At 65.4% G+C, this 11,931-nt stretch carries 9 protein-coding genes; 5 read left to right on the top strand and 4 right to left on the bottom strand.

Annotated elements, in window-relative coordinates:
* Positions 1 to 87 precede the first annotated feature (87 nt).
* Together Q0K12_RS01040 and Q0K12_RS01035 are read left to right on the top strand one after the other, a co-directional pair.
* Complete coding sequence (locus Q0K12_RS01040; RefSeq protein WP_297259604.1) at positions 88 to 1,353, top strand: MFS transporter; 1,266 nt, start codon at positions 88 to 90, stop codon at positions 1,351 to 1,353.
* A gap of 204 nt (positions 1,354 to 1,557) precedes the next feature.
* Positions 1,558 to 2,574: a putative metalloprotease CJM1_0395 family protein gene (locus tag Q0K12_RS01035; protein WP_297259602.1), complete on the top strand. Its 1,017-nt coding sequence runs from the start codon at positions 1,558 to 1,560 to the stop codon at positions 2,572 to 2,574.
* 378 nt (positions 2,575 to 2,952) lie between these two features.
* Here Q0K12_RS01035 and Q0K12_RS01030 read toward each other — a convergent pair whose 3' ends face one another.
* The 4 genes from Q0K12_RS01030 to Q0K12_RS01015 form a co-directional block, all read right to left on the bottom strand.
* Positions 2,953 to 3,663: a flagellar motor protein MotB gene (locus tag Q0K12_RS01030; RefSeq protein WP_297259601.1), complete on the bottom strand. Its 711-nt coding sequence runs from the start codon at positions 3,661 to 3,663 to the stop codon at positions 2,953 to 2,955.
* Between the two features lie 37 nt (positions 3,664 to 3,700).
* Entirely contained in the window at positions 3,701 to 4,549 is an 849-nt protein-coding gene (gene motA / locus Q0K12_RS01025; RefSeq protein WP_297259599.1) for a flagellar motor stator protein MotA, read from the bottom strand.
* A 122-nt stretch (positions 4,550 to 4,671) separates the two neighbouring features.
* Positions 4,672 to 6,684 (bottom strand): AsmA family protein, encoded by a 2,013-nt coding sequence (locus tag Q0K12_RS01020; RefSeq protein WP_297259598.1) that lies wholly within the window; start codon positions 6,682 to 6,684, stop codon positions 4,672 to 4,674.
* A 117-nt stretch (positions 6,685 to 6,801) separates the two neighbouring features.
* Positions 6,802 to 7,824 carry an SDR family oxidoreductase gene (locus tag Q0K12_RS01015; RefSeq protein ID WP_297259596.1) on the bottom strand — a complete coding sequence of 341 codons (1,023 nt, stop codon included), beginning with the start codon at positions 7,822 to 7,824 and terminating at the stop codon, positions 6,802 to 6,804.
* A 181-nt stretch (positions 7,825 to 8,005) separates the two neighbouring features.
* Here Q0K12_RS01015 and Q0K12_RS01010 point away from each other — a divergent pair, with 181 nt between their 5' ends.
* From Q0K12_RS01010 to murI, 3 genes are all read left to right on the top strand, one after another.
* Positions 8,006 to 9,223: a glycosyltransferase family 4 protein gene (locus Q0K12_RS01010; RefSeq protein WP_297259594.1), complete on the top strand. Its 1,218-nt coding sequence runs from the start codon at positions 8,006 to 8,008 to the stop codon at positions 9,221 to 9,223.
* Positions 9,224 to 9,235: 12 nt separating this feature from the next.
* On the top strand, positions 9,236 to 10,585 hold the full coding sequence (locus tag Q0K12_RS01005) for a sugar transferase (RefSeq protein ID WP_297259592.1): 1,350 nt from the start codon (positions 9,236 to 9,238) through the stop codon (positions 10,583 to 10,585).
* A 279-nt stretch (positions 10,586 to 10,864) separates the two neighbouring features.
* A complete protein-coding gene (murI, locus tag Q0K12_RS01000) occupies positions 10,865 to 11,728 on the top strand; it encodes a glutamate racemase (RefSeq protein WP_297259590.1) in 864 nt (287 codons plus the stop codon).
* Positions 11,729 to 11,931 lie beyond the last annotated feature (203 nt).

The raw sequence follows: 11,931 nt of genomic DNA, 5'->3' as shown, positions 1-11,931 counted from the left end.
CGCACGTTGAGAGTCCCCTTGATAGCGCTTTCAATCGGTACTGGCAAGAATGCCCCTCGAGAGCCCCCTGCCCCAGGGAGTCACACCATGAACGATGCCTCGCGGTCGCAGTCGCTGGCCGCCCTTTCCCTCCTCTGTTTTGCGCTGGCCGATGTCCGGGACGGGCTCGGCCCCTTTTTCGGCGTATACCTGCAAAGTCACGGCTGGACGCCCGACGCCATCGGCTATGTGATGACGCTGGGCGGCCTCATGGGCGTGGCGGCAGCCTCGCCGATGGGGGCGCTTGTGGACGCCACGCGCAACAAGCGGCCTCTGCTGGCCGTGGTGGTCCTGGGCATCGTACTGGCCGCCGTGGCCGTCTTCCTGTCTCCTCTGCCGCTGGTGGCCGGAGCCAGCCAGATCACGCAGGGCCTGCTGGCGGCGGCCGTGGCGCCGCTCATCAGCGCGCTGAGTCTGGGGCTCGTGGGACAGGCGGGACTGCCTGCCCGGCTGGGCCGCAACGAGGCGTGGAATCACGTGGGCAATGCCGCCAGCGGGATGCTGGGCGGTGCGGTAGGCTGGCTTTTCGGCATTGACGGCGTGCTGCTGGTCATGGCGGGCATGGGCATGCTTTCGCTGCTGGCCGTGCGGAGGATTCGCCCCCAGCACATCGACTACGCCGCGGCACGCGGGCTGGAAAGGAATATCCTCGCCAAGGGCGGGGAGCTCGGCGCGGGCCCGGCCCCCTCGCGTCTGAGTTTGCTGTTTGGCGACAAGGCGCTGCTCTGCACCGGCGGGATCATGTTGTTCTTCCATCTGGGCAATGCCGCCATGCTGCCGCTGCTCGGACAGTCCGCCGTGGCCCATTTTGGCGTGAATGCCGCCGTGTATACGGCATGTACCGTGCTGGTGGCCCAGTGCATCATGATCCTGACCGCGCTCTGGGCCGCCTGGCTCGCCCCGCGCCGGGGCTACGGCCCGGCCCTGCTCTGTGCCCTGATCGCCCTGCCCATACGCGGCCTCATTGCCGGATTCTGGCACAGCCCGTGGAATATCGTGCCCGTGCAGATCCTGGATGGCGTGGGGGCCGGCATCATGGGCGTGGTGACGCCGGGGCTGGTCGCCCTGCTGCTGCGCGGCAGCGGGCACATCAACCTCGGTCTGGGCATGGTGATGACGATGCAGGGCATCGGCGCGGCCTTCAGCGCCACCTGGGGGGGGCTCGTGGCGGCAACATACGGTTACAACATGGCCTTTCTGGCGTTGACAGGAGCGCCGTGCGTGGCTCTCTTGCTGCTGCTGGTCGGCACGCGCTTCCTGCCGCGTCTTCGCGCCGCCCTGGCGCGGCAGGAAGTCCGCGAAAGACTTGCGTAAAGGCGGCAGGTCGAGTATAGTTATGAGGAATGATTCCCTTTAGGGCGTCTTGCCAGTATAAAATGCGAAACGCGAGACGGCGGCACAGGCCACCTGGCCCAAAGTGAGCGGAAAAACGCGTTTTTTCCTCGAAACGCCTGGCCGTATGGCCTGGAGCGCAACGCGCTTGAAAGGGAAAATGCGCTAACGAAAAGGCAGGAGCGTATGTCACAGAATGCTGAACCTGTTGGTGGCGTCGGTGGGATCGGCGGGATGAACCCGGCGGCCAGCGTTGACTTTTTCCGGCAGGCATCCCAGACGTCAGTCCGAGGGCAGGCTGCCTACGGTCAGTCCGGGGCGGCAAAAGAAAAGGACGCCGCACAGCAGGGCGGGAGTTTTGCCGAGCAGTTTGGCGACAGCGTCCAGCTTTCCCCTGAGGCCGAACAGCAGCTTAAGGAACTGAAGCAGCGGGATGCGGAAGTGCGCGCGCACGAGCGGGCGCATATGGCCGCAGCCGGGCAGCATGCCGTCGGCGGCGCGCAGTATACCTATCAGACCGGACCGGACGGGCGTCGTTACGCCATCGGTGGACACGTCAACATCGACACGTCCTCCGTGCCCGACGACCCGGAAGCGTCCGAAGAAAAGGCGCAGCAGGTACGGCGGGCCGCGCTTGCCCCCGGTGATCCTTCGGCTCAGGATATGCAGGTGGCCGCTCAGGCCGCCCAGATGGAAGCCGAAGCCCGCGTGGATGCCCGCGAGGAAAAGAAGGACGGCGAGGAGACCGGTGCGGCTGACGGCAGCCTGCAGACCAATGTGGATCCGCTTACCAGCAGTCTGGCGGCGGGGCCCAATGTGGGGCTGGCCGCGCAGTCCGGCATGGCCGCTGCCTCGGGCAACCGGGCCAATGCTGCCCCTGAGGGCATAGAGACGGAACGCACTTCCCGGCGGCAGGCCGCTCAGGCCTACGAAAGCGCCAGTCTGGGCTTCCCCTCTGCCGGTGAGATGTCCCGTGCGGCCTCTCCTTCCGGGGACGGCAGCTCGTGGCGGATGACGTCTGACGGCCTCTTTGCCGCCTACAGCAGCAGCGGCAGTCAGTCGCAGCGTGCCGGCGGCGCGGAGAGCCTTTGGTCCGGCGTCAGCCCGCAGCGTGCCACCCGGGCGTACTCCGGCATGGCCGGTGGCGCGGGGTACGGCGTTTCGGCCGGCGTGTCCGGTTCCATGTTCTCCTTTGCCGTTTAGAGCGTTTCAAACAAATGTCCTGAGCGCGCAACGTATCGACTTTTTCGAGCCCGTTCTCGTCAGAGAGCGGGCTTTTTTTGTGCCCGGCGTCGTCCTGCCGGAGGGATCAGCGGTGCCGGCGCAAACCGGCCGTTGCGGCAACAGTGACGAACGAGAGGATGGTAGGGCAGGGGCTGTCAGAGCTGAATACTGACGGCACGTCGTGTCCCGGCAAAGGTCGATAAGCGGCAAGGAGCAAGGGGCTGGACGACGGAAAGAAGAGAGGCAAGGCCGATGATATCGGCCTTGCCTCTTCTTCCCGCGGAGCGGGATATCCGCGGGCATGATGCCCTCCATGCCCAACGGAATCATCTTACGCCGGATCGTGCGCCGGCGCAACTAGTAGACGACGCTGTAGCTCATGACCTCGGGACGGTGGAAAACGAACTCCACGCGCCGGTTGGCAGCCCTGCTGGCCTCGTCGATGCCGGGCTTGTACGGACGAGTATCCCCGTAACAGACCCCGCGCAGGATGGTCGGCTTGATTTTGCCTTCGCCGGTGAGGTAATGCAGGGCGGATGCGGCACGAGCTCCGGAAAGTTCCCAGCCCGAAGGATAATTGGGCTGAGCTTCGGCGGAGTCCGCATGGCCGCGTACCACAAGATAAAGATTATACTCGCGCAGGATCTTTATCACGCTGCCGAGCACCTTCATCCCCTGCGGAGAAAGCGCCGCCGAACCGGGCTGGAACATGGCGTCCGAATTGACGCGCAGCTGTACGCCCACATCATCGGCGCTGATGCCCGACGCGCTTTGCGGGATGGCGTCGGCCATGAGCATCTGCTGCAGTTTTTGCGCAATAGCGATATGGGATTTTTCATTCTCCGAGATGCGGAGCGAATCCGTGCTGATACGCGCCGTATTCTGCAGGAAGGGGTTGTTGGAGACCGGCGACGTGGCGCTGGAATCGTACTGCAACTCCCCCTTGAAGTAGGCGGCAAGGCCGGCCTTGGTTTCCGGCGAAACCGTGCTCAGCACCCACAGGAGCAGAAAAAAGGCCATCATGGCGGTCACAAAGTCCGCGTAGGCAACTTTCCATGCACCAGCCATACATCCTCCTTAAAAGACTCGCCTTCCGTGCGCGGGCTTAAGCGCTGCGCAGACGTTCTTCCATTTCCGCGAAGCGGGGACGGAAGGGATAGGGAACGGCGCGGCGGCCATATTCCACGGCAATGAGCGGCGTAGCGCCACGGATGGCGGCGGAGACGGCTTCCTTGACGGCATTGAAATAGAAATGCTCTTCGGAAACGTAGTTCTCCAGCTTGGAACCCATGGGGCCGAACAGACCGTAGCAGGAAAGAATACCGATGAAGGTACCCACGAGGGCCGCGGCGATGTAGTGGCCGAGCACTTCCGGCGGTTCGTTGATGTTGCCCATGGCGAGCACGACGCCGAGCACGCAGGCCACAATACCCATACCAGGCATGGATTCGGCCATATGCGTGATGGCGTGGGCCGGCAGCAGACCTTCACCCTGCATGGTGCGCATGTCCACATCCATGAGGCTGTTGATGTCGGCCGGGTCGCCGGTGGTCAGGTAAACGCGCAGCGTATCCCCGATGAAGTTGACAAGGGTCGTATTTTTGGAAATGCCGGGATACTTGCTGAAAATGGGGCTCGATTCCGGCTTTTCCACGTCGCTTTCCACGCTGATCACGCCTTCACGATGCATCTTGGTGAAGAGCGTGTAAAGGAGCGCCAGGGTATCCAGATAGCGATCCTTGCTGGAACCGGGGTCGGAAAAGAGATTCTTCAGACTCTTGGTGATGAGTTTGAAGGTGTACTTTGTCTGCGAGCCAAAGAAGGCGCCCAAGCCGCAGCCAAGGATGATGATGAGTTCGGCGGGCTGAAAGAGGACGGACCATTCCCCGTGCGCAATAGTATAGCCCACAATCACGGAGGAGAAAACGACGATGAGGCCTATCAGAAGATACATACAGTCCCACCAGCGCCGGCGGCAAGCCGGGTTTACCTGCCCGGAAGGATTTCCGGAAAAATGCCATACCTATTTATAACGCCCGGAGAAGAAAAATCTTTAGCCTTCTTCGAGCATATTGTCTATCTGCCCAGGAGGCCCCGCACCAGCCCGCCCGCGCCACGGACGGTCTTGTCGATGGCGCTGCCGGCGTCCCTGGCCGTCTGGCCGGCGGTCTTGCCGGCCTGCGCGCCGCCTTCCAGCAGCGCGCCGGGCAGGCCCGTGGCCATGCGGGCGAGGAAGCGGGGATCGACCGTATACGAAAGCTTGTCGAACGGGCCGTCGATGATGACCGGGATGGTCAGCCCCAGGGTACGGACGTCGGCCGTGGCGTGCAGATGCTTGCGCGGCAGGCTGGCCGTGGCCTGTCCATTGGCGTTGAGGCCGTCTGCGCTGGCCACGATGGGCTTTGACGTCACTTCCCCCTGTCGGGCGGTGAAGGGGACCTGCACGCGGGCGATCCGGTTGGGGATGGCGCCGCTCACGCCCGGTATGTCGCGCGGCAGGGCGGAAAGCGCCTGCAGGTGCAGGTCGCGCACTTCCAGCGCTCCCTTGCCGTCCAGCGAGGCCAGCAGCTTTTCGCTGGTCTCGCCCGCGGCGCTCAGGTCCGCGGTGAGCGAGGCCTTGCCCTCGGCCGGGCGTCCCTTGCCCAGCATATGCGTAAGGCCGCCGATGTCCACGTTGTCCGCCTTGAGGTTCAGGCCGTACCGCTTTTGCGGCAGATCGGCGCTCCCCTGCCCGGCGATGTCGCCGCCGGCAAGGCGGCAGCGGAGATCCTGCAGGCGGTAGCGCCCCTTTTCTCCCCGCAGGCGCAGATGCAGGCCCTGCGCGCCCATTTCCTTATACCGCAGGCTGTCGACGCTCAGGCTGAGATCCAACGTCGGAAAGACGGGGGCCGGCTGCGAGGTCACGCGCTCCGTCTTTTTGCCGGCGGCGGGCGGCGTGGCCGGGGCCGCCGCGGAGGCGGCCTTTTCCGGCAGGTAATGCTCGACGATCACATCGCCAAGGTGCAGGGAGCCCCGTATGTCGGGCTCGGGGCGCAGGAGGACGTTCAGGGTCCCTTCAAGACGCGTCTTGCCCTGAGCGGCCTTCAGCTGGCGCAGCGCCAGACGGTCAGGCGAGCATTCCAGGCCCGTGGAGAGCTCCAGCCTGTCTTCTCCCTGCTGCGGCAGCCGGATGCTCCAGAGGGCGGCCAGGCTGCGCGGGGCCGTGGCCAGCGACAACGCGCCGGCAAAGCTCAGGGAGGTAAGGTCGGCCTCGCCCGAAAGCTCGGCATGGCTGGACGCGCAGGCCAGGGCCATATTCTGGAGCCGGAGTTTCCGGGTGGCGAAATTCAGCGCGGCCTCGCCCTGCAGGGCCAGCGGGCCGAGCGCGGCCGGCAGAGGGCCGGTTTGCGGGGTCAGGCCAAGCTGCAGGTCGCGGATGGTGAGATTGGGCGCATAGTAGCGCACCGTCGTCTTGAGGGCGAAGCTGCCGGAGATGTTCCGTCCGCCCAGCGAGAGGGCGTAGGAAAAGCCGGTGTCCAGCAGCATGTCCGCATGACGGCGGACATTGTGCAGGCTGAGATGCAGATCGTCGATGGCGAGGCGGTCGCCCGCGGCATTGGTCAGGCTGATGCGGGCCTTTTCCACCCGCACCTGTCCCAGTTCAAGCGGCAGCGCATCCGAAGGGACGGCGGCTTCCGCGGCGGCGGGCGCAGGCGCGGCGGGGGCGGCGTCCGTCGCCGGCGGCATCCCGGCCGGGGGCTCGTGCAGCGCGATGGACAGCGCGGGCTCCCGGAGCGTGAGCTCCTCCACAACGACATCGCCGGACAGCAGCGGAGAAAAGGCTACGCGCGCATGCCCGCCGGCGGCGCTGACGGAAAGGCTCTTGTCGGGCTGCTCCCGCTGCCAGGCCAGCCTGCCGAAGTCCACGCCCAGCGGGAAAAGCGAGAGGCGCGGCGGGTCGGTGAAGGTCACCGGCGCGCCCGTGGCCGTCTTGACCGCATCGGAGATGGTCGAGGCCACGAAGCCGGTATCGACCCGGGTCAGCACAAAGGCTCCCGCCGCTGCCAGCAGCAGGACGATGAGGACAAACCAGAACAGAAGACGTTTCACGGCATTCTCCCAATGAGCGGCTGCGGCGGGGGCAGGCAAAGCGTGCCCTCCCGGCGGCGGGGCCGGGAGGGGGGCATCCAGACGGCGCCGGGATGTCCGGCGGGCGGAAGGCGGCGTCTACAGATTGGCGGCGTACCAGTCCCCGGCCAGACGCAGGCCCTGGCGGACGTCCACCTGCGGAGCATAGCCCAGCAGGGTGCCGGCGCGGCTGATGTCGGCAAGGGAGTGGCGCACGTCCCCGGCCCGGAAATCCCGGTGCACCGCCTGAGCGCTCACGGCTTCCGGCTTGTGGCGGGCGACCTCCTCCCGGATAAGGACAAAGAGCTCATTGAGCGTCGTACGCTGGCCAAAGGCCACATTGTAGATCTTGTTGCGGGCCTCGTCCCCGGCGAAGCTCGCCAGCAGATTGGCCTGCACCACGTTGTCGATGTAGCAGAAGTCGCGGCTGGTCTCGCCGTCGCCGTTGACGTAGACGGTCTCTCCCTTGATCAGACTGGCGAACCACTGCGGGATGACCGCGGCGTACGCGCCGTAAGGGTCCTGCCGCTGGCCGAAGACGTTGAAGTAGCGCAGGCCGATGGTGGTGAAGCCGTAGCAGCGGGCGAAGACGTCGGCATAGAGCTCGTTGACGTACTTGGTGACGGCATAGGGCGAGAGCGGGCTGCCGATCTTGTCTTCCACCTTGGGCAGTTCGGGCGAATCGCCATAGGTCGAGGAGGAAGCGGCGTAGACGAAGCTTTTCACGCCCGCGTCACGGGCCGCGATCAGCATGTTGAGCTGTCCGTCGATGTTGCAGCTGTTGGAGAGCAGCGGGTCGTCGATGGAGCGGGGCACCGAACCGAGCGCCGCCTCGTGGAGCACATGCTCCACGCCTTCGCAGACCTTCCGGCAGGTGTCGAGATCGCGGATGTCGCCTTCCACGAAATGGAAGCGGCTCCACAGTTCCGGCCCGACGGCCTCGCGTACCATATCCAGATTTTTCTGATAGCCGGTGAGGAAGTTGTCCAGACCGACCACGGTCTGGCCCAGTTTCAGGAGATGCTCCAGCAGGTTGGAGCCGATGAAGCCCGCCACGCCGGTCACGAGCCAGCGGGAGGGGCGCGCCTTCATATCATTACAGAGAGCGTTCCACGTCAGCATATCGTACTTCCTTGTTATTGCCGGGATACGAAAGGGGCTCCCGGCGAGGCGACAGTTTACGATGGAGCGTAACGGCTGTCAAAACTTCCGGGAGGAATGGGCCGGTTTTCTCTTTTCAGCCGGGGGCCTTGCTGGTATACCCTGAAAAAAAGCGCCTGAATACAGGCCCAGGGGATTGCTCATGAAAATTGTTGTGCTTGGTAATCAGGCCCGTTCCGTAGCCAATTTCTGGAGCGTGCTCATGCGCCGCATGCGGGGAGCTGGGCATGAAGTGATCTGCATGGTGCCGGCGGGGGACGTGGCCACGGAAGGCCGCCTTGCCGCGCTGGGGGCCTGTCCGCCGGATGCGCCCGGCTTTCCGAAGGCCCCGGCCCTGAGGGTCGTCAACTATCCGCTGGACCGCAAGGGCCTCAATCCCCTGTGGGACGCCGCCACCTTCGCTTCCCTGTACAAGACTTTCCTGCTGGAAAAGCCGGACATGCTCTTCGCCACGACCATCAAGCCGGTCATCTACGGCTGTATGGCCGCCAAGCTCGCCGGGGTGGAGCACATCTACGCCACCATCACCGGACTGGGTTACGCCTTTGAGGCCGACAGCCGCTTCAAGCGCTGCGTGAACAAGCTGAGCGTCTCCCTCTACCGCAACGCCCTGAAAAACGTGGAAGGCGTCTTTTTCCAGAACAGGGACGATCTGGCCATCTTCCGCGAGTCGGGCATCCTCGGGCCGCGCGCTCGCGTGCTCATGGCCCGCGGCACCGGCGTGGACACGCGCCACTTTGCCGAAGCGCCCCTGCCGCCCCTGCCCGCCGAGGACACGCCGCCCGAGGAGCGCCGTATCGTCTTCCTGCTGGTGGCGCGCCTGCTTGAGGCCAAGGGCCTGCGGGAATACGCCGCGGCGGCCCGCCTGCTCAAGAGCAAATATCCCGCGGCGGAGTTCCGTCTGCTGGGCCCGGCCGAGCAGGGCGTGGGCAGCGTGAGCGAACGCCTCGTCCGCCAGTGGGAAGACCGCTGCGGCATCACCTATCTGGGGCAGGCCACCGACGTGCGTCCGCATCTGGCCGACGCTCATGTGCTCGTGCTGCCGTCCTGGCGCGAGGGCACGCCCACGGCCATCATGGAAGGCATGAGCATGGGGCGTCCCGCCGTGGTGACGGACGTCCCCGGCTGCCGCGAAGTGGTGACCGACGGGGTCAACGGGCGGCTGTGCCGTCTGCGCGATGCGGCCTCCCTGGCCGAGAGCATGGAGCATTTCCTCCTGCATCCGCAGGATATCGCCGTCATGGGACAGAAGGGGCGGCAGCTGGCCTGCGACGAGTTCGACGCCACCGTGGTCGCCCGCCGCATCCTGGACGACATGCGCATACCGCAGCCGTCCGCGCGTCTGGACGAGATCCGTTAACAAGGAGTCATCATGGTCAGTCGTTACCGCATGGCCTTGCTGCAATGCATGGACCTGCTCTGCATCCTCGTGGCGCTGGGCGTGGTCGGCGTGCTTGCCATCGACCCGGAGCTGAGCGTTTTTGACGACTATACCGGCGCATCCCTGTTCACCATCTTCTTCTACATGCTGTTCTTCTATATCCTGGATGCCTACAGCGTGGGCAACGAGGATTTCCGGGACAGCGTGGTGCGGGTGCTTCTGGCGGGGGTGCTGGCCATCATCTCTTCCGCGACATCGTCCTACGTCTTCGATCACTGGCGCTTCGACCGGCCGAGCACCGGACTGCTCTTCCTGCTGTCCATGCTGCTCTGTCTGGGCTGGCGTCTGTTCTACTACCGCAATACGGACAAGCTCACCTTTCAGATGCGGGTGCTGCTCGTGGGGGTGGACCGCGCGGGCAAGGTGCGGCAGCTTTTGTCCGAAGGCCTGCCCACGGCGCGCATCATCGGTTATGTGGGCGAGCCGGACATGGACCCGGACGCCGGCCCCTGCCTCGGGCCGCCGTATGAGGTGCTGAACATCGCCCGCGAGCGCCGGGCAACGACCATCCTGCTGCTGCCGGACGCCCCCATCGACGACGACATCGCGCACGATCTGCTGGAAGCCAAGCTGCGCGGCCGCATGGTGGTGGATATCCGCTCGTTTTACGAGCATGTGGTGCAGCGTCTGCCCATCTCGCAGATCAACGACGAGTGGCTGCTGCAGACCGAGGGCTTCTCGCTGAATACCCGCGGCTCCCTGCGGCGGCTCAAGCGGGCCTTCGACGTGCTGATCTCTCTGGTGCTGCTGGTGCCCGCCGCGCCGGTGATGGCCCTGACGGCCCTGCTCATCCGGCTGGAGTCGCCCGGGCCGGTCATCTACCGGCAGGACCGGGTGGGGCTGCATGAGCGGGAGTTCACCGTCTACAAGTTCCGCTCCATGCGGACGGATGCGGAGAAGGACGGCGCGGTCTGGGCCAGCGCCAACGACAGCCGCGTCACCCGTGTAGGCAAGTTCATCCGCAAGGTGCGCATCGACGAGCTGCCGCAGATCTGGAACATCCTCAAGGGCGACATGAGCTTCATCGGGCCGCGTCCGGAACGCATGGCCTTCGTGACGCAGCTCAAGGAGCACATCCCCTATTACAGCCTGCGGCATACGGTAAAGCCGGGCCTCACGGGCTGGGCGCAGGTCTGCTATCCCTACGGCGCTTCGGAAGAGGATTCGCGCCGCAAGCTGGAATACGATCTCTATTATGTCAAGAACATGTCCATCCTGCTGGACATCCACATCATCTTCAAGACCGTGGGGGTGGTGCTCTTCCCCAAGGGAGCGCGCTGACCCCGCCGAGTGCCCGCCTCCGCAAGGGAGGCGGGCGCTTTTTCTCCCATGCCCTCCGCCGCGGCCCCACGTCGGGCAGGCTGAGGGCTTTTGATGCGGCAGCCGGCTGCCGCGCACATGACGCAAGGGCGTTTTGCCGTTGAAAAGGGCGAAACGCGAGGCGGCGGCAGAGCGCCGTCCGGCCCGGCGTGAGCGGACAGACCGCGTTTTTCCGCGCAACGGCAGGCCGTCGATTTGAAACGCAAGGCGTTTCAGCCTGAAAATGCTCAAGGACAGGACATGGCATCGCATCTTACCGCGGCAACGGCCCCTTCAACAACTTCCCTGCCCATCGGGCTTTTTGATTCCGGCATCGGCGGCCTGACCGTCCTGCGGGCCATCAGCACGCGCCTGCCGCAGGAGAACCTGCTCTATCTTGGCGATACGGCCCGCCTGCCTTACGGCACCAAGAGCCGGGAGACCATCATCCGTTACACGCTCAAGGCCGCGCAGAAGCTCGTGGACTGCGGCGTCAAGATGCTTGTCGTCGCCTGCAATACCGCCACCAGCGCCGCCCTGACGACGCTGCGCGAACATTTCGCCCCGCTGCCGGTGCTGGGCGTGGTCGAGCCGGGAGCGCGGGCCGCCGTGGCCGCGACGCGTAACCGCCACATCGCCGTCATCGGGACGGAAGCCACCATCGCCGACGGCGCGTACCAGAAGGCCATCACCCGCCTGCTGCCTGATGCGTCGGTGCTGGGGCGGCCGTGCACGCTCTTCGTCTCCCTGGCCGAGGAGGGCTGGCTGACCGGCCCGGTGGCCGAAGGCACGGCACACCGCTATCTGGACGATCTTTTCCAGCCGCTGGTGACCGCGCCCAGGCCGGATACGCTCGTGCTGGGCTGCACGCATTTCCCGCTGTTTGCCGACGTGCTGCAGCAGGTGGTCGGCGAGACGGTGCACATCGTGGATTCGGCGGCCACCACGGCCGAGGCGGTCGATAGCGAGCTGCGCCGGCTGGGACTGGCCCGACAGGCGGAGCCCGGCGTCGTGGGGGAACGGCGCTTCATGACCACGGACAACTGCAACCGCTTCGTGCGTACGGCCAGCATCTTTCTGGGGCAGCCGCTGCATCATGCGGAGGTGGAGCTCGTCAATCTGTAGAGACGACGCACCGGCCTGTTTGCCATCAGACCGCCTTTCCGCAGGAGACGCTGCCGGATAAGGCCTGCGGTTCGCCGTCTCGGTTCCTTTCCCTGCCATCCGGCGAAAGATCCCGCCATTGAGGCCTGTCAGGCTACGCCTTCAGGCCGTTCCGGAGCGCTTCTGTCCGTGCCGCCCGTCCGGCGGGCGGAGCCGTGCCGGGA

The organism is uncultured Desulfovibrio sp. (assembly GCF_944324525.1).
Lineage (GTDB): Bacteria > Desulfobacterota > Desulfovibrionia > Desulfovibrionales > Desulfovibrionaceae > Desulfovibrio.
This window is presented reverse-complemented; position numbering and strand designations above follow the sequence as displayed.

Bases quoted from the DNA above. Each gene is read 5' to 3' on its own strand.
- Q0K12_RS01040 (WP_297259604.1), top strand. From the start codon at position 88: ATGAACGATGCCTCGCGGTCGCAGTCGCTGGCCGCCCTTTCCCTCCTC.
- Q0K12_RS01035 (WP_297259602.1), top strand. From the start codon at position 1,558: ATGTCACAGAATGCTGAACCTGTTGGTGGCGTCGGTGGGATCGGCGGG.
- murI (WP_297259590.1), top strand. From the start codon at position 10,865: ATGGCATCGCATCTTACCGCGGCAACGGCCCCTTCAACAACTTCCCTG.
- motA (WP_297259599.1), bottom strand. From the start codon at position 4,549: ATGTATCTTCTGATAGGCCTCATCGTCGTTTTCTCCTCCGTGATTGTG.
- Q0K12_RS01015 (WP_297259596.1), bottom strand. From the start codon at position 7,824: ATGCTGACGTGGAACGCTCTCTGTAATGATATGAAGGCGCGCCCCTCC.
- Q0K12_RS01005 (WP_297259592.1), top strand. From the start codon at position 9,236: ATGGTCAGTCGTTACCGCATGGCCTTGCTGCAATGCATGGACCTGCTC.
- Q0K12_RS01010 (WP_297259594.1), top strand. From the start codon at position 8,006: ATGAAAATTGTTGTGCTTGGTAATCAGGCCCGTTCCGTAGCCAATTTC.
- Q0K12_RS01030 (WP_297259601.1), bottom strand. From the start codon at position 3,663: ATGGCTGGTGCATGGAAAGTTGCCTACGCGGACTTTGTGACCGCCATG.